The 23,490-nt window shown below is 59.2% G+C and carries 19 protein-coding genes and 2 pseudogenes; 15 read left to right on the forward strand and 6 right to left on the reverse strand.

Features of this window, described 5'->3' with window-relative positions; translation table 11 throughout:
• Window positions 1-139 precede the first annotated feature (139 nt).
• From AC0L15_RS24870 to AC0L15_RS24930, 13 genes are all read left to right on the forward strand, one after another.
• On the forward strand, window positions 140-961 hold the full coding sequence (locus AC0L15_RS24870; protein WP_287322171.1) for a transporter: 822 nt from the start codon (window positions 140-142) through the stop codon (window positions 959-961).
• A gap of 80 nt (window positions 962-1,041) precedes the next feature.
• Window positions 1,042-2,472, forward strand: a complete 1,431-nt coding sequence (locus AC0L15_RS24875) for a DUF1254 domain-containing protein (protein ID WP_473497413.1) — start codon at window positions 1,042-1,044, stop codon at window positions 2,470-2,472.
• 67 nt (window positions 2,473-2,539) lie between these two features.
• Window positions 2,540-4,051, forward strand: a complete 1,512-nt coding sequence (locus AC0L15_RS24880) for a DUF1254 domain-containing protein (RefSeq protein WP_473497415.1) — start codon at window positions 2,540-2,542, stop codon at window positions 4,049-4,051.
• A 1,120-nt stretch (window positions 4,052-5,171) separates the two neighbouring features.
• Window positions 5,172-5,771, forward strand: coding sequence for an outer membrane beta-barrel protein (locus AC0L15_RS24885; RefSeq protein ID WP_473497417.1), 600 nt, complete (start codon window positions 5,172-5,174; stop codon window positions 5,769-5,771).
• Between the two features lie 354 nt (window positions 5,772-6,125).
• Window positions 6,126-6,839 carry an LssY C-terminal domain-containing protein gene (locus AC0L15_RS24890; RefSeq protein ID WP_473497419.1) on the forward strand — a complete coding sequence of 238 codons (714 nt, stop codon included), beginning with the start codon at window positions 6,126-6,128 and terminating at the stop codon, window positions 6,837-6,839.
• A gap of 530 nt (window positions 6,840-7,369) precedes the next feature.
• Entirely contained in the window at window positions 7,370-8,998 is a 1,629-nt protein-coding gene (locus AC0L15_RS24895; protein WP_473497420.1) for an arylsulfatase, read from the forward strand.
• Between the two features lie 112 nt (window positions 8,999-9,110).
• The gene (locus AC0L15_RS24900; RefSeq protein ID WP_473497422.1) at window positions 9,111-10,781 is read left to right on the forward strand and encodes an arylsulfatase; all 1,671 of its coding nucleotides are present in this window, start codon (window positions 9,111-9,113) and stop codon (window positions 10,779-10,781) included.
• A gap of 78 nt (window positions 10,782-10,859) precedes the next feature.
• The gene (locus AC0L15_RS24905; RefSeq protein WP_473497424.1) at window positions 10,860-11,867 is read left to right on the forward strand and encodes an HAD family hydrolase; all 1,008 of its coding nucleotides are present in this window, start codon (window positions 10,860-10,862) and stop codon (window positions 11,865-11,867) included.
• 54 nt (window positions 11,868-11,921) lie between these two features.
• The gene (locus AC0L15_RS24910; RefSeq protein ID WP_473497426.1) at window positions 11,922-12,644 is read left to right on the forward strand and encodes a hypothetical protein; all 723 of its coding nucleotides are present in this window, start codon (window positions 11,922-11,924) and stop codon (window positions 12,642-12,644) included.
• 235 nt (window positions 12,645-12,879) lie between these two features.
• On the forward strand, window positions 12,880-13,107 hold the full coding sequence (locus tag AC0L15_RS24915) for a hypothetical protein (RefSeq protein ID WP_473497427.1): 228 nt from the start codon (window positions 12,880-12,882) through the stop codon (window positions 13,105-13,107).
• Window positions 13,086-13,745, forward strand: a complete 660-nt coding sequence (locus tag AC0L15_RS24920) for a hypothetical protein (protein ID WP_473497429.1) — start codon at window positions 13,086-13,088, stop codon at window positions 13,743-13,745. Before AC0L15_RS24915 ends, AC0L15_RS24920 begins: the two co-directional genes overlap by 22 nt.
• Window positions 13,732-14,259, forward strand: coding sequence for a DUF2721 domain-containing protein (locus AC0L15_RS24925; protein WP_473497431.1), 528 nt, complete (start codon window positions 13,732-13,734; stop codon window positions 14,257-14,259). Before AC0L15_RS24920 ends, AC0L15_RS24925 begins: the two co-directional genes overlap by 14 nt.
• A complete protein-coding gene (locus AC0L15_RS24930; RefSeq protein ID WP_473497433.1) occupies window positions 14,252-16,525 on the forward strand; it encodes a cytochrome c3 family protein in 2,274 nt (757 codons plus the stop codon). Before AC0L15_RS24925 ends, AC0L15_RS24930 begins: the two co-directional genes overlap by 8 nt.
• Window positions 16,526-16,893: 368 nt before the next feature.
• On the opposite strand, the pseudogene AC0L15_RS24935 reads toward AC0L15_RS24930, so the two are convergent.
• The 3 genes and pseudogenes from AC0L15_RS24935 to AC0L15_RS24945 all read right to left on the reverse strand — a co-directional run.
• Window positions 16,894-17,187, reverse strand: a pseudogene (locus tag AC0L15_RS24935) (hypothetical protein); the annotation flags it as partial.
• A 131-nt stretch (window positions 17,188-17,318) separates the two neighbouring features.
• A complete protein-coding gene (locus AC0L15_RS24940; RefSeq protein WP_473497435.1) occupies window positions 17,319-17,486 on the reverse strand; it encodes a recombinase family protein in 168 nt (55 codons plus the stop codon).
• A 559-nt stretch (window positions 17,487-18,045) separates the two neighbouring features.
• The gene (locus tag AC0L15_RS24945; RefSeq protein ID WP_473497437.1) at window positions 18,046-18,273 is read right to left on the reverse strand and encodes a DNA methyltransferase; all 228 of its coding nucleotides are present in this window, start codon (window positions 18,271-18,273) and stop codon (window positions 18,046-18,048) included.
• An 855-nt stretch (window positions 18,274-19,128) separates the two neighbouring features.
• On the opposite strand from AC0L15_RS24945, the gene AC0L15_RS24950 reads away from it, so the two are divergent.
• Window positions 19,129-19,338 (forward strand): hypothetical protein, encoded by a 210-nt coding sequence (locus AC0L15_RS24950; RefSeq protein WP_473497439.1) that lies wholly within the window; start codon window positions 19,129-19,131, stop codon window positions 19,336-19,338.
• Between the two features lie 382 nt (window positions 19,339-19,720).
• Here the strand turns inward: AC0L15_RS24950 and AC0L15_RS24955 are convergent, their stop codons facing one another.
• From AC0L15_RS24955 to AC0L15_RS24965, 3 genes are all read right to left on the reverse strand, one after another.
• Window positions 19,721-19,987 carry a DUF3892 domain-containing protein gene (locus AC0L15_RS24955; RefSeq protein WP_473497441.1) on the reverse strand — a complete coding sequence of 89 codons (267 nt, stop codon included), beginning with the start codon at window positions 19,985-19,987 and terminating at the stop codon, window positions 19,721-19,723.
• A 539-nt stretch (window positions 19,988-20,526) separates the two neighbouring features.
• On the reverse strand, window positions 20,527-21,393 hold the full coding sequence (locus tag AC0L15_RS24960; protein ID WP_473497443.1) for a thermonuclease family protein: 867 nt from the start codon (window positions 21,391-21,393) through the stop codon (window positions 20,527-20,529).
• A gap of 188 nt (window positions 21,394-21,581) precedes the next feature.
• Window positions 21,582-22,040, reverse strand: a complete 459-nt coding sequence (locus tag AC0L15_RS24965) for a YybH family protein (RefSeq protein ID WP_473497445.1) — start codon at window positions 22,038-22,040, stop codon at window positions 21,582-21,584.
• A gap of 644 nt (window positions 22,041-22,684) precedes the next feature.
• On the opposite strand from AC0L15_RS24965, the pseudogene AC0L15_RS24970 reads away from it, so the two are divergent.
• A pseudogene (locus AC0L15_RS24970) lies at window positions 22,685-23,480 on the forward strand (ATP-dependent DNA ligase).
• Window positions 23,481-23,490 lie beyond the last annotated feature (10 nt).

Below are 23,490 nucleotides of genomic sequence, written 5' to 3' on the forward strand. Positions count from 1 at the left end.
TACTCTATGCAGCAACGGTTGGCGACATTCACGGCGGCAGAGCCACGGTTTCCGCAGTCGAGTTTAACATCTGCGAAGCATGGCAAACCCGGGGCGTTTGGTGACACCCGATGTCGTTTCCCACCGATATGGAGGGGCAATGGATATTCGATCTGCTACTCGGGTTCTGCAAGTTACAGCCTTGGTGTTTCCAGCGTTGTTGTTCAGCGACGCGGCGTCGGCCCAGGACGACACGCAGGAACTCGCCAAGAAGCTGTCGAACCCGATCGCCTCGCTGATCAGCGTGCCGTTCCAGTTCAACTACGACAGCGGCTACGGCCCGAACGACGGCGAGAAAGCCTATGTCAACATCCAGCCGGTCATCCCCGTCTCGTTGAATGCCGACTGGAACATGATCTCGCGCACTATCGTGCCGGTGATCTGGCAAAATGACATAGCCGGCCCGTCGGGCGAGCAGTCTGGTCTCGGCGACATAACCCAGAGCCTGTTCTTCTCGCCGTCCCAACCGACCGAGTCCGGCATCGTCTGGGGCGTCGGCCCGGTCTTTCTGGTTCCTGCCGCGACCGATGACTTGCTCGGCGGCGGCAAATGGGGCGCAGGCCCGACCGCCGTTGTGCTGAAGCAGAGCCATGGATGGACCATCGGCGCGTTGGCGAACCACATCTGGTCGTTCGCCGGCGACAGCGATCGCGGCGACATCAGCTCGACCTTCCTGCAGCCCTTCGTTTCCTACACGACGAAGGATGCCTGGACGTTCACGCTGAACACCGAGAGCACCTACAATTGGGAGACCGAGGAATGGTCGGTTCCAATCAACTTCCAGATCGCGAAGCTGGTCGTCGTCGACAAGCAGCCAATCAGCCTCTTCGCCGGCGTCCGCTACTGGGCTGAAAGCCCCGACAGCGGCCCGGACGGGTGGGGCTTTCGCACCGGAATTACACTTCTGTTCCCGAAGAAATGAGAAGACCGCGCCGCCTGCCGGCGCGAAATTTATGAAACGCGCGAATTCGATCGAAGAATATAATATAAGGAGTACAACAAATGTTGACGAAGCGAGATCTACTTCGCTCAGCCGCGGTGATCGCCGCTGGCGCCGCGATTGCGAGGCCAAGCCTCCTGATGGCGCAGAGCTACCCCGGCATCATTGAGGCCAAGGACATCGCCGAGGAAGGTTTCATCTACGGTCTGCCGCTGGTGATGAACTATGCCGTGATGAATGAATTCGCCGTCGACCCGAAGTCCAGCCAATTCAAGGCGCCGTTCAATGAGATCGACAATATGCACCATGTCGCCACCCCGGAGGACACGGCAATCATCACGCCGAACAGCGACACGCCATACTCCATACTGTGGCTGGACCTGCGTGCCGAGCCGATGGTGATCTCCGTGCCGGCGGTGGAGAAGGGGCGCTATTATTCGGTACAGTTGATTGATGGCAATACCTACAACTTCGGCTACATCGGCAGCCGCGCTACGGGGAACGATCCGGGTTCCTACCTCGTTGTCGGACCCGACTGGAAAGGCGAGAAGCCCGTCGGCATCAACCAGGTCTTTTCCTCGACCACCCCCTTCGTGTTCGCCAACTTTCGGACCCAGCTTATCAACGTCGAAGATATGCCGAACGTGGAAAAGGTGCAGGCCGGCTACAAGTCGCAGCCGCTTTCCGCCTTCCTCAAGCAGCCCGCCCCGCCCGCCGCGCCTACGATCGAGTTCCTTCCTGCCACCACTGCCGGGATCAAGGACAACTTCTTCCAGTATCTCGATGCGGCCCTGCAATTCGTCCCCGAGACGCCAAGAGACAAGGAGATTCGTGCGAAACTGGCGAAGATTGGCATCGGTCCCGGCAAGACCTTCGAGTTGAAGGATCTATCGCTCGAACATAGGGCGGAAATGCTGATAGGCATGAAGCAAGGTGACGATAAAATCAACAAATGGCTGGCCAGCGGAAACAAGCCCATCAACGGCTGGAACGTCAGCTCGCTTCTTGGCGACGAGGCCTTCTACAATGGCGATTGGTTGCTGCGGGCCGGAGCTGCAAAGGCAGGCCTCTATGGCAACGATGCGGCAGAGGCCATGTACCCCTTCACCAGAACGGATGCGACCGGGGAGCCGCTCGACGGCAGCAAGCGCAACTACACTCTCACCTTTCCCGCCGGGCAACTCCCGCCGGTGAACTCCTTCTGGTCGGTAACGATGTATGACGGCAAGAGCCAGCTCCTGATCAAGAACCCGATCAACCGCTACCTCATCAACTCGCCGATGGTGCCGGGCATGAAGAAGAACGAGGATGGCTCGCTCACCCTCTATATCCAGAAGGACAGCCCCGGCGCTGACAAGGAAGCGAATTGGCTGCCTGCGCCCAATGGCACGATCTATCTCGTGATGCGCCTGTACTGGCCGAAGACCGATGCGCCCTCGATCCTGCCGGCTGGCGAAGGCACCTGGCAGCCGCCAGCGGTTGTGGCGCAATAGTCATTCCAACCATGAATTATCCCGACATGCTGATGCGTGGCGTCGGATGTCGACGAGGAGAGAGCAAATGATACGAACGACGAGACTGCTTTTCGCCACCGCCGCGATGGTACTGATGGGCTTGGGCGCCGCCTCCGCCGATACACAGACCTACAAGATGACAACGCCTTTCGCATCGGGCGTCGCCGTGCCGGACGAGATCGAGTCCTCGATCGGGACGCTGAATCTCAATTACGGCTACCCGTCGGCCGATACCGTTGACAAAATCTACGACAATCTGGACCGTTCGCGCGCGCTGCAGGCTTATCTGCTGGCGATTCCGATCGTCAATCAGGCGGGTATGCGCGAGTCGCTCCGCAAGTTCGGACCAGATAATCAGACCAACGTGATCTGGGAAAATCTGGCTGATTCGAAGACCGTCGCGCTGACGTTCAACGACAACACGATCTACAACTTCATGTGGGTCGACACGAGCAAGGGACCGTTGGTGGCCGAGATTCCGCCGAAGGTGCTCGGGACGGTCGACGACTTCTGGTACAAGTGGGTGGCCGACATCGGCATCACCGGGGCCGACAAGGGCGAGGGCGGCAAGTACCTCCTGTTGCCGCCTGGGTTCAAGGGCGACATACCATCGGGGTATCACGTTTTGCGGCCGAGCACCTTCGGCAGCTACCTCGTCTTTCGCGCCTTCGTTGTTGACGGTTCCACCCAACCCGGGGTCGATTCGGTCAAGAAGAACCTGCGTATCTATCCATTGGCCGAAGCTGCCAACCCGCCGCCGATGAAATCGATCAATGCCTCCGGAATTCCATCGAACTTCGTCTCACCGGGCGACTACTCGTTCTGGAGCCTGTTGAACCAGGTCATCCAGGAAGAGCCGGCGGACGGTTCCGATCCCACCACCTTGGGCCTGTTCGCCTCGATCGGCATCGTCAAGGGCCAGCCCTTCAATCCCGACGAGCGGATGAAGAAGATCCTTACCGACGCCGCCAACATCGGCGCCGTGACGGCGCGGACGATCGCCTTCAAGATTCGCCCGAAGGATGCGTATTTCTATCCGGACAGTGCGTGGCGCCTGCCGTTTTTGGGCGGCTACAAGTTTGAGTCAGCGCCCGGAGTCAGCAACCTGGATGGCGCCGTTTTCTTTTACTACTTTGCCGTTGCCGTGACACCGGCGATGGAGGAGAAGATGGTCGGCCAGGGCTCGCAATATCCCTGGTCGGTTCAGGATGCGAAAGGCAATCCCTTCGATGGCGGCAAGAACTATAAGTTGCGCCTGCCTCCAAATATCCCGGTCAAGGATTTCTGGTCGGTCATCGTCTACGACAACCAGACCCGCTCGATGGTGCAGACCGACCAACAGGCCCCGAGCGTCAGCAGCCAGAGCAAGGGCGTCAAGACCAATTCGGATGGTTCGGTGGATGTCTACTTCGGACCCAAGGCCCCCGAGGGAATGGAGAACAACTGGGTGCAGACGATTCCGGGCAAGGGCTGGTTCATGCTCCTGCGCCTCTACGGACCGTTGGAACCGTGGTTCGACAAGACCTGGCGACCGGGCGAGATCGAACTGGTGCAATAGAAGAAAACAGTCGAATCGAGCGGATGGTTCTCCATCCGCTCGCTCGATCTTCAGGCGAAGGCTCAATGACTGCGGTAAGTGATTGCCGCTCAAAGCATCCAGTTCAGCCTCTGGAAGACCGGTGCTGATGTTCCCGCGGGCGGCCGGTCATGCCGTTCAGCGTGGCTGGCGTAGCGCGGCGCACGGTACGGCGCTGCGCGCTTGGTATGTACTATTGCTAGGCAGAAGCGCGGCGGAATTCTGGGGACGACCTTTTCGGTGGCACCGAATCGCTTGTTCTCAATCGGAGTGGGATCAGAGATGCCGGTCGACCCCGCCAATCCGAAGGCAGCGGACAACCGTCGGGTTCAATTGCTCAATATTGGGTTGGTCAAATAGCTTCGCGGGCTGGCCGCACTGGCAACTACGGCCAAATCCCCACGAGAATGCTTCCTTCAAGCAATCGAACTCGCATTCATTAGGCTAGAAAGACAACTCGATGGACGAAGGGGCAGCTCCCAAGCCGGTTTTGGAAATTGTTCGGCACGTTGATAATGATTGTCATAATTTTCGTCCACGGCGCGGGAATTCGGACAATCAATCAGCGCTTCAGCGAGTCTTGGGTTCAGGTGAATGACACCAGGCATATTGGCGCCTCAACCTGTTGCTTGCCATCACGATCGGGTCTCTGGCAGCCTTGCATTTCGCCGAAACGTTCCTCTGGGCCATCCCTATATTTTTGGCCGGATTAATTCCGTCAATGCGTGACAGCTACTACTACGTCCTGGAGGCTATACGACGCTCGGCGAGGGCAGCATTAGTTTGCCTGATCGATGGCGTTTGGTCGGACCCATCATAGCGATGTCGGGGTTGTTCACATTCGGTTGGACGGGCAGCGTCCTGGTAAGCATCATGACCGATTTCGGCAAACTCGACAAAGTGCGGGCCAAGGATCTGAGGGATCGCGGGCCTCCTGAAGGGACTGACCCAGAACCATGACTACAAGTCGGTATGCGGCATTGTCTCCCTTCCCGAGACGACGACAAACGGGTTCCACCACTGAACGGATCAGTGTTCGGCAGGCGCAAGGGGACGTAGTATGCTAGGATTTTCAGTGAGGAGCGCACCCCAAGCAGACGCGGTGTCGACAACCCATGTAATCCCGCTTTTGATCGCCCTAGCTATGGTGGTTGTGACTTCTGACGCGATGGCCGACAGCAGTTCCATCGGTGTATCGCTTACGTCTGATCGCGATCAGCAAAACCTGGGCGAACCGCAGAGCACCCAATTTGAAGTCAGTGCCTCACACACCTTCGATACCGGAGTCATTTTGGGTGCCTCGGCCCAATATTCCAATAAGGCCTTTAGCGACTCGGCAACCGCCAACCTCGAAGCCACGGTGGGCTACCGTCTTCGCTTCAACGACTTCCTCTCGGTGATCGGCAGCGTGGGAATTGGCGATCGTTTGCAGGTATCCGGCGATGGCAGTGACATTGCCTACTACGTGCTGCGCGCAGCAGCGGACCTGAAGCTCAGTGAGAAAGTAACCTGGAATGCGGTTGCCTTTCGATACCGTGATGCGTTCGAATCCAGTGACGACTATTTGACGCCGCAACTTGCGACCGGCGTTACCTTCAAGGTGGATGATCACAATTCGATCTCGAGCAAGATCCAATACAATTGGAAGGATTGGCATCCCGACACCGTCGGCTTCGCTCTCGGATACTCGCGCTCTTTCTAGAGCGCACACGTGCCAGCTCAAACTGCTTCTGCGTGACCCCTCCATCCGCTATCGGAGAGACGTCGATTGCTGACTTCGTGGGCCTGCCGCGCTTAATTCTCCGAGTAGAATACAGTTAGTTACGTTCCGCCCCGTCAATTAATCCGCCAAAGTTCACGGGAGGTGAAGCAAACCTTCGCTGGGAATGCGGCAAAGGATCGCAAAATGACCAACAGGACGGAGCCCCCTACTGGCGGCTTCCGATCTCGCTGCGGGCGACATAAACACCCCCTCGTCGGGCTTGCGGTTACACACTTTAGCCACCTGCTATTGAGCTGATCGAAGACCGTTGCGCATCGAAGGATGGAATTGTTCATGCCGCGTCGAACCAAAACACGGACTGCCACATCGGTCGTACTAGCTCTGGCCATCATCTATTTGCTCCTCGCCTATTTTGTCGTGCCGGAAATCTGGGTGTTTCGAGATGCCTCACGCGTATCGGACTTCGGCAGCATGCTCACGCATACCGAGCAGGATATCCCGGGCGATCCGATCAACGTCGGGCTCGTCGGAACAAAGGAAGAGGTCATTCGTGCATTCGTGGCAGCCGACTGGGACCCCGCCGACCCCATCACGCTTCGTTCTTCCATCGATATCGGTCTCAGCGTCGTGCTCCACCGACCCGATCTGGATGCTCCTGTCAGCGCCTTGCTTTTTGAGGGAAGGAAGCAAGACCTGGCTTTCGAAAAACCGGTCGGAGACAGCGCGGACCAGCGCAATCATGTCCGTTTCTGGCTGACCAGGAAATTGGGCAGCGATGGCCGTCCGCTTTGGCTGGGTTCGGCCAGTTTCGATCGCGGCGTCGGACTTAGCCATGACACCGGCCAAATCACCCACCACATAGGCCCCGATGTCGACGCGGAACGCGATCTGGTCATCAGCGACCTGACGGCAGCCGGACAGCTTTCCTCCAGTTACGAGATTTCCGGAATAGGCGCCACCAAAGACGGCCGCAACGGCGGTGGGGATCCGTATTATACGGACGGGAAGGCGCTCGTTGGTATGCTGAAAGGACGTTCCCCTATTTAGCCCCGCCAGAGCGGAAGCGGAATCCGCGTTTTTCGCATTCAACTTCGGGTGTCACGGGTGCGCGGCATCGACTCGGATTGTCCTGGAACACCGGGCCGCCAGGTTGGCCGAGCGCGGGCCAGGTCCTGGCCGAGCTCAGTTATGTACATGCCTTTCGCCAGAGCAATGGGGCACCCAAGGCGGTCGAGCGAACTCGATCTTGTCAAGTAGTCGGCCGGCGAGCACACCAGCATCAAGTCAGTATCGGCCAAAGGCGGCCGGTCCTGTCATTCTCGCCAATCTCTTGCCCGTGTACTCGTGGACTGCTTCCGCGAGGGAATGGGTCCGCGCTGTGGGCAGAGGACGTGGATCGGGAAGGCATTGCGGGCTCTTGGGGATCGTCCTGCCACAAGCGCGTCAATCCTCGGCCATGGGCAGATACAGCTTCGGCAAGAACAGTCCGACTACGTAACTTACATACTGATACTGGCACCATCAAAAAGACTATGCGCATTCTATTGGCGAGATTTTCCCAGCAGGAGGAGCTGAACATGCGACTTGGATTCTCTTCTTACGGCATCGCGACTTGGGCCGCCGCCATCGCACTTTGCGGCGGGCTGGCGTCGGTTGCCTATGCGCAAGACGCGCAGAAACCCAACATCGTGGTCATTATGGCGGACGACGTCGGCATCTGGAACATCGGCGCCTATCACCGCGGCATGATGGCCGGGCGCACGCCGAACCTCGACAAGATCGCCGCCGAGGGCACGCTGTTCACCGACTACTACGCCGAGGCCAGTTGCACGGCTGGTCGCGCAGCGTTTGTTATGGGCCAACTTCCAATTCGAACCGGCCTGACCACTGTTGGCCAGGCCGGGGCGACTGTCGGCATGCCGGCGGAAGCAATGACCATCGCGACGGCGCTCAAGGACTTGGGGTATGTCACGGGGCAGTTCGGCAAGAACCATCTCGGCGACCGCAACGAGTACTTGCCCACGGTCCACGGCTTCGACGAGTTCTTCGGCTATCTCTATCACCTCGACGCCATGGAAGACCCGTCGCACCCGGGCTACCCGCAGGAGTTGCTGGACAAGGTCGGCCCCCGCAACATGGTCCACAGCTTTGCGACCGAAACGGACGATCCAACGGTAGACCCGCGCTGGGGTAAGATCGGCAAGCAGAAGATCGAGGACGCCGGCACTCTCTATCCGGACCGGATGGAAACCGTGGATGAAGAAATCCGCGACGTCGCGTTCAAGTTCCTGGACAAGGCGAAGGCGGACAACAAGCCGTTCTTCCTGTGGCTCAATCCAACGCGCATGCATATCGTGACCCATCTATCGCCCAAATACGAGGCTTTGCGCAATTCTGAGAATGGATGGTCGCTTCAGGAAGCGGGCATGGCCCAGCTCGATGACATCGTCGGCGCGACCATGCAAAAGCTGAAGGACATGGGCGTGGACGACAACACGATAGTCGTGTTCACCACCGACAATGGGACCGAAACCTTCACCTGGCCCGATGGCGGCAACACCCCGTTCAAAGGGCAAAAAGGCACCGTCTATGAAGGGGGCTTCCGCGCCCCCGCGATGATACGCTGGCCCGGCAAAGTGCCTGCGGGCAAGGTCGAAAATGGCATCGTCTCCGGCCTTGATTGGTTCCCCACTTTGGTTGCCGCTGCCGGAAATCCGAACGTCAAAGACGAACTGCTGAAGGGCAAAACTGTCGGCGACAAGACCTACAAAAACCATCTCGACAGTTACAACCAGCTGGACTTGGTCACCGGCAAAGGACCCTCGGCCCGGCAGGAAGTCTTTTATTTCGGCGAAAGCACTCTCGGAGCGGTGCGGATAGGCGACTACAAGTATCGCTTCATTGACCAGCCCCACGGTTGGATCGGCGTCAAGAACCAGCTCAACGCGCCCACCCTGACAAATCTGCGCCTGGACCCTTTCGAGCGCTTTGGCGATCCGGAAAACGGGACTTTGGACGGCGCGCAGGGCTCTTTCATGGGCTGGTTCGTGTATGAATTCTGGCGGTTCGTGTTCGTCCAACAGCAGGTAGCTGCCCTCGCTCAGACCGCGATCGAATATCCTCCGCTACAGAAGGGCGCAAGCTTCAACCTCGACGCTGTGAAGGCGCAAATCGAGGCAGCGGTCAAGCAACGCGCAGGTCAGTAGAGTTTGTCTGGCTGGCCGATCGCAAATTGAGATCGGCCAGCCGGGGTTCGTTGCGTCATCATCTCTCAACTTCAAAGAAAAAGCATTCACGAGTTCAGCAGAGGAGGTAAACATGAGTCGCAAAATTCTTAAGTACGGCATCGGAACTTTGACCACTACCGTCGTTCTTTGGGCCGGACTTGCGTCGCCCGTGCTCGCGCAGGACGCGCAAAGACCCAACATCCTGTTCATCGTTTCGGACGACACGGGCTATGGCGACCTTGGCCCCTATGGCGGCGGCGAAGGGCGCGGCATGCCGACGCCGAGCATCGACAAGTTGGCGGCAGAGGGGATGACTTTCTTTTCGTTCTACGCCCAGCCGAGCTGCACGCCCGGCCGCGCGGCAATGCAGACGGGCCGCATTCCGAACCGCAGCGGCATGACGACTGTGGCCTTCCAGGGTCAGGGCGGCGGCCTGCCGGCGGCTGAATGGACGCTGGCCTCGGTGCTGAAGCAGGGCGGATACAAAACCTACTTCACCGGCAAATGGCACCTCGGCGAGGCCGACTACGCGCTGCCCAATGCGCAGGGCTACGACGTGATGAAATATGCCGGGCTCTATCATTTAAACGCCTACACCTATGCCGATCCGACCTGGTTCCCCGACATGGATCCTGCGTTGCGAACGATGTTCCAGAAGGTCACCAAAGGTGCGCTGTCCGGCAATGCCGGCGAAACGGCCAAGGAAGACTTCAAAGTCAACGGCCAATACGTCGACACGCCAGTGATCGACGGCAAGGAAGGTGTTGTCGGTATTCCCTTCTTCGACAGCTATGTCGAGAAGGCGGCTATCGAGTTCCTTGACGATGCAGCCAAGGCGCCTGACCAACCGTTCTTCATCAACGTGAACTTCATGAAGGTTCACCAGCCGAACATGCCGGCGCCGGAGTTCGAGCACAAATCGCTGTCGAAGTCGAAATACGCCGACTCGGTCGTCGAGCTCGACACCCGCATCGGCCGTATCATGGACAAGCTGCGTGAGACCGGCATGGACAAAAACACGCTGGTTTTCTACACGACCGATAACGGCGCCTGGCAGGACGTCTATCCGGACGCTGGCTACACGCCGTTCCGTGGAACAAAGGGCACGGTGCGTGAGGGCGGCAATCGCGTTCCCGCGATCGCTGTCTGGCCGGGCAAGACCAAGCCCGGCTCGAAAAATCATGAAATCATCGGTGGTCTCGACCTGATGGCGACCTTTGCGTCGGCAGCCAAGGTGCCGTTGCCGACCAAGGACCGCGAGGACAAGCCGATTGTCTTCGACAGCATGGATATGACGCCGGTCCTGACCGGGGCCGGCCCATCTCCCCGCAAGGAATGGTTCTACTTCACCGAGAACGAGCTCTCGCCCGGTGCCGCCCGTGTCGGCAACTACAAGGCCGTCTTTAACCTGCGTGGCGACGATGGCGCGTCGACCGGCGGGCTAGCCGTTGACACAAATCTCGGCTGGAAGGGCGCTGAGAAGTATGTCGCCACGGTGCCTCAGGTTTTCGACCTCTGGCAGGACCCGCAGGAGCGCTACGACCTCTTTATGAACAACTTTACTGAGCGGACGTGGACGATGGTCACGATCTCGGAGGGCGTAAACAGGCTGATGAAGACCTATGCCGAATATCCACCCCGCAAACCGCAGAGCCTCACCTATACGGGACCAGTCACGATCTCGAGCTACGAGCGGTTCCAGTGGGCGCGCGAACAACTCGCGAAGGACGGCGTTACCATAACAATGCCAACCGGCAACTGACCGACCTCTCTGCAGAGGCCCGGCTCAGCCGGGCCTCTGCGCTGGTTTCGTCACCCCTCGAAACTCTGGAGAAACCCAATGTTTGCGCCACGTGATCTCCAAGCGGCCGCGCGCGCAGCCGCAATGCTCCTCGCGGTTACCCTGACTCCCGCTGTTGCCTTCGCTCAGTCCGATCCGTTGCCTTCCTGGAACGAGACGGCGCCGAAGGCCGCGATCGTCCAGTTCGTCGAGAAGGTCAGCAAGGAAGACTCGCCCGACTTTGTGCCGGAGCCCGAACGCATCGCGGTGTTCGACAATGACGGCACGCTGTGGACCGAGCATCCGATGTACGTCCAGCTTGCCTTCGCCCTCGACCGGGTCAAAGCTGAGGCGCCAAATCATCCGGAATGGGCGACAACCCAGCCGTTTCAGGCGGTGCTCGAAGGCGACATGAAGGCGCTTGCAGCCGCCGGGCAAAAGGGCTTGCTGGAGCTCATCATGGCGACGCATGCCGGCATGACCACCGAGGAGTTCCAGAAGATCGCGTCGGAGTGGATCGCCACCGCGCGCGATCCGCGCTTCAAGAAGCCTTATACAGAGCTGGTCTACCAACCGATGCTCGAACTTCTCGCCTATCTGCGCGCCAACGGCTTCAAGACCTACATCGTCTCCGGCGGCGGCATCGAGCTCATGCGCCCTTGGACCGAAAAGGTCTATGGCATTCCGCCTGAGCAAGTCGTCGGTTCCTCGATCAAGACGCAGTTCGAAATGAAGGACGGCGCGCCGACGCTGTTTCGGCTGCCTGAGGTCAACTTCATCGACGACAAGGCCGGCAAGCCGGTTGCGATCAACGACCATATCGGCCGCAGGCCCATCGCCGCGTTCGGCAATTCGGACGGCGACCTCGAAATGCTGCAATGGACGACCCTCGCCGACGGGCCTCGATTCGGCCTGATCGTTCATCACACCGATGCTGAGCGCGAATATGCCTACGACCGAATGAGCGACTTCGGGCATCTGGATAAGGCGCTCGATGCCGCAGCCATCAACAAATGGACGGTCGTCGACATGAAGGCCGACTGGAAGCAGATCTTTCCGGAAAACTAGAGCCGGCGTGTACGTGCGTCCGGATTTTCTTAAACTCAAAGGGAGGACAATTCTATGAACATCAGTCGCATCACAGGTACGATAGCCTTCGCCGGCAGTTTGGCCCTAGCAACCACCGGGGCCGTCGCCCAGGATACAACCAAGAAGCCGCATGTCCCGCTGGAGAAGACCATCGGCGCGGCTACTCCGACCGGTCCGATCCCGTCCCTGGCCGTCCTCAATGCGCAGGGCGCCACGCTCGAAGGCGGCAAGCTTGTCCTGACGGGCGTTTCGAAAACCTCGATCGTCTTTGCAGATCGTCCCGTGCGCGCCGCAGGCCATGTTTCGACCGAGCAATTCATTATGCAGTGGGGTGAGGGCAAGGATAACTTCGCGATTGACCCTCCGAACGCGACCGTCTCTGTTCTTGGGGGCGACGGCTCGGAGGTGAACGACGCCGTCGTCACGCTCAAAGCTCCGAAACTTGAGGGAAACACACTGACGTTCGACGTTGCCGTTCTGGAAGGCAGTCTCAACAGCGCGAGCGGTCCGGCAGCTCTTTTCATTGATGCGTTCGCGGTTCGTGGACCGCGCGGCGGTGGATTCGCCCATGTGGGCGGCTACGGCGGCGGCGCTTACTGGCATGCCCCTGTCTATCACGGCGCTTGGTATGGTGCTGGCGCTGTCGCGGGAGCCGCAGTTGCCGGGGCCGCTGTTGGCGCTGCCGTCGGTGCCGCCGCCGCCCCATACGCATATCCGCCCTACTGCGGATATTATCCTTACCCGCCGTGCTATTAAGCGTAGGTTGCCAATGGTTTGTGATGCGAGCCTATGATGCCTGTGTGGCCGGCAGAGTCGGCCACACAGATGGAGCCTTGGTCGACATACATCCTCGCTTCGCTGCATCGCTTCGCACGGCCACCCTACTGTTGCTGCTAACGCAAGTTGGACAAGCGGCCGCTGCCGGAAGCAGATCTTTCCGCAAAACTAAGAGTCCAAGAACTAGAACGAACACAATCAAAGGGAGTACGCTATGGCAATCAAAGTTGGTGTTCTCGGCGGTGCGATCCTGATGGCTTCACTTGCGCTCGCCAACGTTGGGCGGGCGCAAACGATCAGCTACGCCGATGCCATCACGGTACTTGCCAAAGACTGCGGCGCAGACATCATAAAGCATTGCAGAGGACTCGATCTCGGCAACAACGAGATCCGCAATTGCCTCGAGCCGAGAAAATACGCATGGCGAATGCTGCAGCACTAACACGACCTGAACCGCGCTGGGGCCCGGCCCTAGCCATTGTCGCGGTGCTGGTGCTGCTTGCGGTGTTGCCGCGTCATGTCCAAATCATGCCGGTCTGGGTATCGTATGTGGTCGCATTGGCGGTCCTGGTGCCGATGGCCGCCGTCACCTTTCCGATCGGGGATATCCACTTTTGGTTGCACGCCGAGAGAGCAGTGATCCTCGTGTTTGCCGGCGCCTATGTCGTCAACACCGCCCTTGAGCTTGCGGACATGATCGGTGTCTTAAGCTTGGGCCCTCCAGAAACGCGCGCGGTCACGCTGTTGTCGTCCTCGCTCGCCATCTGGGTTACCAATGTCCTAGCCTTCGCGTTGCTTTATTGGCAGATTGATAGCGGCGGCCCCGCTGCGCGGAAGAGTGGGGACAACCTGCCTGACTGGCTCTTTCCGCAAGCGGCGACGCCGGACGTTGCTTCACCGGGTTGGCGGCCATTCTTCTTTGACTACCTCTCTCTGGCCTACAACACGGCGACCGCCTTCAGCCCTACAGATGTCCTGCCGCTAAGCCGGCGGGCCAAAATGCTAACTATGCTCGAAAGCGCCATTTCCTTGCTGACCCTGGCTATCGTCGCCGCGCGAGCCGTGAATGCTGTTCCCTAACAGCGTGAACTGGCGGCTTGGCTCGCCGCGACCCGCGCGGATGTGGGGGCTACGGCAGGTTCCGGTATCAGGAAAGAAGTGGCAGATGTCTCAGATTAACGCGGACCAGCTTTCGACCATGATCTCGCACGCGGTGGCGCCGTCATTCCTGCTAACCGCGATTGCCGCGTTGGTGTCCATCCTGATTGCCCGGATGACGCGCGTTACCGACCGGTTACGCAATCTGAACCAGATCGCCGACGATGACGTGGCACGCGGCTGGCTCAAGGCGGACGTCTCAAGGTTGAAGCGCCGGGAGATCCTTCTCAATCAATCGCTGCATCTCGTCGTCACCAGCGGCATCGCCATCGCCGTTCTGCTGCTATTCGGATTCGTGGCAAGCCTAGTGGGCTATCGTCACGAACCTGGCGCGGGCATATTGTTTGTTGTGGCCTTGGTCCTGCTAATAGGCTCCCTGCTGCGCTTCCTCCAGGACATCAGGATCGCCCTGAGCGAGCACGATCATCATGGCTGAGGCTTGGAAGGGCGCTCTGTTGCAGTTGGCGCTGGCGTTTTTCGCAACGTTTTCCATCTCTGGCCACGCTTCGGCGGTCGAAACAAGTCCTCCCATCGATCCGCAAATCTCCATCCACAATGGGTTCGTCGATGAAAAAAGATGCGCCTCCTGCCACGCCGACCAGGCGGCCGCCTTCGCCAAATCGAACCACGCCAAGGCGACGGCTGTCGCAGACGACAGCACCGTGCGCGCAAATTTCGACGATGCCAGCTTCGAGCATGACGGCAGACTGACGACGTTCTTCAAGCGTGGAGGGCGGTACTTCGTCCGGACCGAGGGACCAGTTGGCAAGCAGGCCGAGTTCGAAGTCAAATACACTTTCGCCTACGAACCGTTGCAACAGTATCTCCTCGATATAGGCGGCGGCAGGCTGCAAGCGCTCGATATTGCCTGGGACACGAACAGAGGGGAATGGTTTTGGCTCGGCACGGGCAAGTCGGCGAAACCCGGCACGACTTACCACTGGACCGGACCCTTCTACCGCTGGAACCGGACCTGCATCGACTGTCACTCCACCGATCCGCAGGCGAACTTTTGGCCGGAGACGGGCGAGTACAAGTCGACGTATGTTGCGACGAGCATAGGCTGCCAGTCATGCCACGGTGGCGGCGCGAAACATGTGGAATGGGCCGAGGCCGATACTTCTCAATCGCTCGCCAATTTCGGCCTCGCCCCGGTCGACCATGATGTGTGCCTGGGCTGTCACTCCCGACGGACGAAGCTTCTCGGCGGTCACGAGCCAGGAAAGGCTTTTCTCGATCATTTCTCGCCGAGCTTGCTCCGCCAGGACCTATACTTCCCAGATGGCCAAATCCTCGACGAGGTGTTCGAGTACGGCTCGTTCCAGCAGAGCAAGATGGCTAGAGCCGGGGTCGTGTGCCTCGACTGTCACAGGCAACACGAGGCAACTCTCAAAGCAGAAGGCAACGCCGTCTGTACCCAATGCCATGCCGAGACAAAGCCGGAGCGATTTGCAACCTTCGACCCGAGCGGAGATTTTGAAACGCCCGCGCATACACATCACCCAACAGGCTCCGCGGGCGCCCTCTGTGCGAACTGCCATATGCCCGAGCGCACCTATATGAAGGTCGACCCGCGGCGCGACCATTCATTCGTCATTCCACGGCCCGATTTGTCGATCTCCTATGGCACTCCGAACGCCTGCACGACCTGCCATGCAACCTTGACGAATGCTTGGGCAGCGGAAACGATGGACAAATGGTACGGCACGGCCTGGCGCGAGCGCCCGACGATAGCCCATGGCTTCGCAGGTGCTGCCCAAAACGATCCGGCAGCGATCGAAGCTTTGCGTGCGCTCGTCGCCGACCGGGAACAGGCAGGCATCGTCAAAGGCAGCGCCATCGTCGAGATGGGGCGCCTGGGCGGCGATGCCGTTTTTGCAGATGTGGCTGCCGCGGCAGCAAGCCCCGATCCGCTCGTCCGGCTCGGGGCGGCACAGGCTGCCGACAACCTGCCGCCTGAACTGCGGCTGAATGCCGTCGGAAATCTGCTTGCCGACGAGACGCGCGCTGTCCGGGTAGCCGCGGTGACGGCTCTCGGCAATGCGCCGACGGCCGATCTGCTCGGTGATCAGCGCCGCAGTTTCGACGTCGCGCTGGAGGATTTGCGCGCCTATGTGCAAGCCAATGCGGACATCGCTGAAGCACAGAACGCCTACGGCCTCTTCTTAATGGGTCAGCGTCAAGCGGATGAAGCCGAAGCTGCTCTTCGCCGCGCCATCTCGCTCGACGGCAGCCTTGGCGGAGCGCACGCCAACCTGGCCGAACTTTATCGAGCGACTGGACAGAACGAGAAGTCGGAAAACACCTATACCGAGGCGATCAAGATTTCGCCAGGCGACCCGCTGCTTCGCTATGGTCACGCCCTCGCGCTGGTTCGCGCGCAAGACCTCGCAGGCGCCATCAAAGAGTTTGAGAGATCCGTGCGGCTCGCCCCTGCCAATGCCCAATACAGGACAACGCTTGCGATAGCGCTCGACTCGGCTGGCCGCCCGGATGATGCATTCGCGTCGTTGGATGAAGCCGTCGCAGGCGGGGTTGCCGACGCAGGCCTCCTCAGCGCGGCCATTCAGATCGGCCTTAAACTTCGCCGCTATCAAGAAACACTCAAACATGCCGAAGCTCTTACCCTCTTGCGGCCGGACGATCCGCAGATTGCAGAACTGGTCAGGCAGTTGCGGGACACAGCTCAAACCGGGAAGTAGGTGCGGGCTTTGCGCATTGAACAGCTACAATGGCGGCAGTCTATCGCGATTGCATCTCTTGATGCATCAGGCAAAGGTCGGAAAGCGTGTGACATTTTGATCGTGGGCGGCAATTTCGACGGTCCGGCTACGGTGCGAGGCATCGATGAGAAACACTATGCTGGCTCGCTTGTTTCATATGCTACTCGTGGCGTGCGCCTTGCTAGGGACCCCGCTTGCCGCCTCGATGGCACAGACGGCTCAGCCGCCCGCGGACACGGTGCCCTCGAGAAGATTCAGGCGCTCATAAAGCAGCTCGATGATTCAGAGATCCGGGCATGGTTGGCGGCAAAATCTTCATCGCCCGCCGATCGCGCCAGTGCGTCGATGGGAACTTCGTGTAGTTCCCGAAGGACGGTCTTCGAATAGGGTGTCCGAATGCGCAGGTCGTTGGCAATCTCGAGATAGGGACTGGAGATCGGATCGAAAGCGAAGGCGTCGCGCCCCATGCTGTCGCCGTGGATCGCCTGCAATTCGGCCTCGCGCGCCAGCCAACGGTCGATCCGGCGGGCTGCCGTCTTGCCTGGTACAAACCAACTCCTGCGCTCGTCGCTCCACCTCGCTCGCGGGAATTCCTCCCGAAATCGTTCGACAGTCATCCGGTCATAAGGAAAGTTCGCCATCTTGTTTCTGCAGCGCAGGCTGATGCTTCGATTCCTCCACGGTCGTGCCGTCAATGGTGTTCGATTCGCAGAGAAACTTCCCGCCGGGCCTAATGGTTCACTCGCGAGAATGCTGGTCAGCAAATTCCCGCCTATAAAAGCAAGTTCGCAGAAGCTTGCCGCCCCAAAATGTTACGCACGTTAGAGACCTGCCATTGGCCATTGCGCGCTGTTCGAACGCCGCGGTTATTTAGAGCGATTGCCAGGCCACGCAGGCTGGTGATGCCGGACCGTTGGATGGAGGCGATGATGGGCAGCACGGTCTGGGCAAATCTGTCAGCTTCCCGGATCGTTCGTGTCTATAGTGCTTGCGCAGAGTCTTCGCATCGATACCGACCATGCCGGCAATGTCCGCTTCCGGAACACCGTAGCCGGCCAGCGCCTCAACCTGGCGGCGGTGGAAGTCATCGGGCTGGTGGCTGGGCGGGCCATCTCAGCTCTCTCCGTTTCCAATGTGCTGCCTCGCCTTCGAGATAGGCATGTCTTGCCCCGAAGGGTCCGTGTACACGGGGGATTTGGCGAAGCCGCGGGTGCGGCTGGGGTCGGGGTCCATCCCGAACCTGAACAGCCACAAACCGCACGTGCTGACGGGACACTCCCGAACCTCGGCGGGTTGATAGACGCAGCAGTCCAGACATTTGTGGCGTATGGCCTGCAGGATGGCTGTCTTGGTGGTCATGGCCTGGTCCCGATCCGCTCAAGCTTTACCTCGGCATAGCTGCGGCCATCGCCCTCCAGGATCGCCATGCTGCCGGTAAACGCCTGCCAGCGCAGCACCGCGACGTCGACATAGGCTGCGTTCAGTTCGATCGCGTGACATCAGCGGCCGGTCATCTCGGCAGCGATGATGGTGGTTCCAGAGCCGCAGAACGGCTCATAGACTGCCTGGCCTGGCGAGGAATTGTTCTCGATGGGTCGGCGCATGCATTCAACGGGCTTTTGCGTGCCGTGGCCCGTGTCGGACTTCCTGTGAGGAATGGCCCAGACGGTTGTCTGCTTGCGATCTCCCGCCCAGTGGCCTTTCTTGCCCTTTCTGACGGCAACCAAGCCGGCTCGTGCTGCCAGTGATAATCGCCGCGGCCGATGACCAGCCGCGTCTTGTCCCAGATGATCTGGGCGCGCACGGCAAAGCCGCTGGCCTCGAGACTTGCCGCGACTGTGGTGGCGTGCAGGGCGCCATGCCAGAGATAGGCGACATGGCCGAAACAGAGCCCAGGCTTCACGCCAGTCGGCACGGTCATCGTTGAGCACGGCTCCGGTAGCCAAGTTGGCACTCTCACCAAGCCGCTCGCGCCAAGCCGGGTGGGTTGCGGGACTTTGCGCAAGACGGCGCGCGTTGCTGTGGTGAAAGAGTCGGCTCCGCGGTGTTTATGGACGGCGCCTACGCGAAGATGCAGAGCGCATTACGCGGATTGGTGGATGCTGAGGCTGTGCCTGCTGCTAAAGACGACGGCTTGGGCAGACTAGCTGCGCAGTTGCGGTCATATACGCGCTAAGCCTCACGCGCGCGCTGCGCGAGTACAAAAATCTGTAATAGCGATGTTAGCGTCTTTGGCGACCGGTCCGCATCTCCACGGTCGGCAACCTGAAGCCACCCCCCAGGCCCCCCAGGGGGTATCGAAAGACCTAGCGCCGTTTAGACCACTGACCGGTCCGGCCCCAATGCGCACATTTTTCCAATTGAAAATATGGGGGTCGGGTCAACGTTTGGGATCGAAAGATACTCAAAAGGATGCAAATGTACCCACGCAAAATCAACTGAACTCCACAACCCTCCTGAAGAAGTCAGCATGCCAAGACTGGTAGCCTTTATCATCGCCCTCACTGCAATCACGACATCTGTGCATCCATCGACCCTAGATGAGGGCCTGCGAGATGATGGGTAGGTTCGCAGAGGAAACAATGAAAGCCCGCCAGCACGGGATTCCACTTCAAAAGGTTCTCGATATCGCGGCAAAGAGCGATGTGGAGATAATGCGCAAGACCCTCCGGGCAATGGCAATCGAGGCGTGGAACCAGTCGCGGTACGGCACCGAAGAGATGCAGGACCGCGCTATTGGCGAATTCCGTGACCAAGTACAGGTGACATGCCTGCAACAGGGCGGCTTATAGGCTCAAACCATCATTCTCGTGGATTGGTCTGTGGACGATGATGATCCGGTGGAGGGGTGGTTTAGGTAGTTCAGTACCAATGGAAATGGACGCCTATTGGGAATATCGCACCAACTGCAGCTGCAGCAGACGCAACTGCGGCAACGGCCAACTCCCATGTTCCTAAGGTAATGCGCTGTCGCAGTACAACGGCCTGGCCACGCCAATATAGCTGGCCAGATTCGTCAAGCTGGAACCCATCTAATTCATCAATGCCGATAGTCCGAACGGCCATCATTTGTCCTTTCGCATGTCGGTTGCCGCGCCAATTTTGCGAAGCGGAACGTCCGATGAAAAGGGCCGCCGCCAGCAATTAAGCCGGCGACGACCGATGTCAGCTAACTCACGTGCACTCGGGGAGTGCGAGCAAATTGTCACTCCACTGGCCGTCGGCGTAGGTGCGGACGTACTTACCGTTCTGCCCTATGACCACACCGATATTGGCGCGCTTGCCGCCGACCGATGTGTAGAAGGTATTTGTCTTTTCTTCTATCCATTGGATGACTTGAGCTCTAGTCCATTTCCCGGTCGAATTCCCGAGGTGGGTAATACCTTCATGGGTGTTCTGCCGAGGCAGTTTATTGATACAAGTCACCTGAACGTCTGACATAGAATGTTCCTTTCGAGCGAAGTGGAGCATTCGCATCTGGCACCTTGGGAGGATGTTTATCCATGGTCGTAGCTCCTGTGGCTTGCAAATAAAGCCTCAGGACGCTAGTTACCGACCTGCTAGGGAGCGGACTCGCGGTCTTGTTCGTCCACTCGGCGCCACATTTACCGCGAGTACGCTTAAAGACAGAGGCAGGCGACGACTCATCGCCTGCCTCTTTTCTATGCGGAACTTGATTAGCAAGTAAACAGATAGCCTTTTTTCTTCACAACAACAATCTGTGAAGCAATTATGTCAGCATTGCTGGCATATTGGCGCACCGCATCCCTTGCGGCAATTTTATCAGTTCGGAGACTTGTTGGTCAGAAGAGCCACTAGCACCTTTTGCATCGCTAGATGCTGCGGGCTTTTGACGTCCACCTCCCAGGCAGAATATCGGCTGTGCCAATCGAAATGCTCAGCCCTGAGGGCTCGCCGAAATGCCTTGGGTTCGATGCCTACCGCTTCGGCCATATCTGTAGCGGTTGTGGCCTTTCCTTTCATCTTTTCGCCTTTCGCCAGCCGGCCGCTCGCGCATCGGCCTCACTGCAGAACCACCGTTCGCCCTTTGCCTCGGCAATCTTCGTATCGGCATAGAACTTCTGTCCAGGCGTGTGGTAGATGCGCTTGCCGGCGGCTGAGATGTTGCCCTTGATATTGCAGCCACCAAGAAGGCCGAAGCCGGTCGTTTGCTCGCTCACGGTTTCGACCTTGTCGGCGTTTGCATCCCGCCAGTCCCATGGCTGATCGAAGCGGCCCTGCCAAACTCCGCGATGCGCGGCCTTGGCTGAGACTTGCTCGGCGGCGAATGCCCCGTTCGAATAGCGAGGCCAGTCCAATGCGAGGCCTTGTTCAACTAGCCATTTCTGAACGCTTCGGCCGTCGGCGCGATCGCAGTTCCCGACAAGACGCCCGTACCGATCACGGTCGACAAAGCTACACCGCAGTGGACGCGATGCTGCCAGGAACTTGTCTAAGGCTTGCGCGGCGCGGCGCCCGCATGGGTAGTCAAAGCCCTTGGCGTCGTCGCAGTGCTGACGGCTCTCGGGTGCGTCGATGCCATTGAAGCGGACACGCTGACCGGCAATCTCGACGGTGTCGCCGTCGATGACAGATGCCTGGCCCTGCATCGGCCCAGGCAGCGGTTCTGTCCAATTTGTTATCGTGCTCTGGAGGCCTGCGGTGCTTTGTTGGCCGGCGGTGCTCTGGATCGCGAATTGGGTGACTGCGGCGGCAAGCGTGCCGGCGCCGAGGAAGATCAGCCCCAAGAGGGGTCGCGGCAGCCGCCGTGACGGCGTTCTTCTGCCGGCGCGCCTTCGCCAGCGGTCAGACCGATTGGCGCCCTGATAACGGTGGTCTTTGCCCACGCCCTCTCTCCCCTAGGAGAGAATGCGTCCAAAGCAGGCGAGAGTCCAGATATAGCCGGCCGAATGGACGCGGTGGCATGGGGCCACGGACGCCAGGACGCGCAAGGCGCATCTTCTCCGCTAGTAGGACCGCGGCCAGCCGGAACGCGCGCTGGCGGGGCTCAAATCGCCGCGCTGATTGGGGAACTCTACTTCTTGGCAGGGTTCGTATTCCAAATATCCCGATGCATTCGCCATTCGCCGTCGGCGCCCTTTTTCCAAACGACAATGTATTTGCCGATTTCCTCACTGATCTTGCCGTCACTGCCGGGAATCTTGACAGAGTAGGTGCCCTCCTCATACGCGAGAGTGCCACTCTCCTCGACCTGCGCCGCTTTCAGGGTCAGATCGGTCAATCCTGCATCGATCCAGCTCTGCCACATCTTCTGAACGCTTTCGCGGCCGGCGATCCGCTCTTCATTGGGAGGAAACGCTACCGCGTCTTCGGTATAGTGTTGAGCCAGGCCTGTCGTATCCTTGGCGGCAAACTTCGCAACAAAGTCCGCATTGTTCGCTTCTATGCTTGATTGGGCTGTCTGGGCACCGGCAGGTTCGCCACCGCCGATAACTAGTGCGACGAAACAAAAAGTGGCTAGAAGGTAGCGCATCGAAGTCCTTCCTTTGAAAGCCGGCCAGCGAAGACCGTGTGCAGATGAAGACAACGAGGGCGATTGCTGGCTGTTGTCGGACATCGGCGCGCCCACTGAATACAGACGGGGCGTAGCAGGGCCGCTTGCAGGGCCAATATGCGCTTACGCTAATACAATGACAATCCCGGCCAGGCTTATCCATGGTCCCCACCGGCTTCCCAGCGCTGTGGCCGCTCAACAAGCCGATGGCGAGCCCCATCAGGAGCTTGGCGGCCAGGTCGATGGCGATGGCGCGGACGACAGGGCGCAAGTCCTTACGAGGCTGCGCTACGGCTTTTTGCTTGATCTACGCAGGCTGTACGGACCCGATAGGGTCGAAGACGTCCAGCGGCCCGACAGTCTGCTGGCGTGTGTTCTACGGACCGCCAGGCCCTTCCGGCTTGGGCTATGGGGTCAAGCCGGTCGGGCCGTGTTATAGGCCTCTTCATGCATTATTGCTAATTTAGTAAAATGCTCCATGTTCTTTCCCTAGCCGCTAAATGGACCGGGGCGCCTGAGTTGAGTCCGTGCGTAAACGAGTGAGTGCTGGCATTGGCCGGCTGGAGTTCATTCCTCCGATGATGCCTACCTTGGTCGCCAAGCCGCCCAAAGGCGACGACTGGATGCATGAAGCCAAATTCGACGGCTACCGCTCGCAAATTATCATCGAGGACGCTGGCGTTCGCATTTTCACCCGAAGAGGCCTTGATTGGACTGCCAAGTACCGCGATCTGGCCGAGGCAGCCAAAGGTCTCAAACGTACAGAACGCCATCATCGACGGCGAAGTCGTCGTCTTGAATGAGGCTGGCCTTTCGGATTTTGCCGCGCTGCGCAAGGCAATCACCAGGCGCCAGCACGACCTCTATTTCGTCGCGTTCGATCTGCTGCACCTCAACGGCCATGACATGCGCGACATGGCGCTTGAGGATCGGCGGGAAATCCTGACCGGCCTTATAGGGTCTGATAGCCGCATCCAGTTCAGTGAGACGATGCCGGGCGAGGCTAATGCGATCTATCATCTGATCGACGCGGCCGGCCTGGAAGGGATGGTATCGAAGCGTCGAGACAGTAAATATCGCAGCGGCCCAACTACCAATTGGCTGAAGACAAAATCCTTCACCGAAAGCGAGTTTGAACTTCTCGGAGTTGAACGCGAGAGGGGCAAGCCGGCCTTCGCTCTGATGGCCGAGCTGGGGACCCGCAAATATGTCGGCAGTGCCTTCGTCAGCGTCAATCGCGAGATGCGCGAGCGGCTTTGGAAAAGGGTCCAGGAACATGCCGGGCCACCGCCCAAGGAAATGCCAAAGCGACCGGCAACGCAGTGGGTCAAACCGGGAATAAAAGCCCGCGTGAAGCACCTCAGGGGCGAGGAAGATCTTCGCCACGCATCGCTGCAGGATTTTTGGGAGGAGAGCTAAGCCGTGTACT

Source organism: Mesorhizobium sp. WSM4846, from assembly GCF_055811415.1.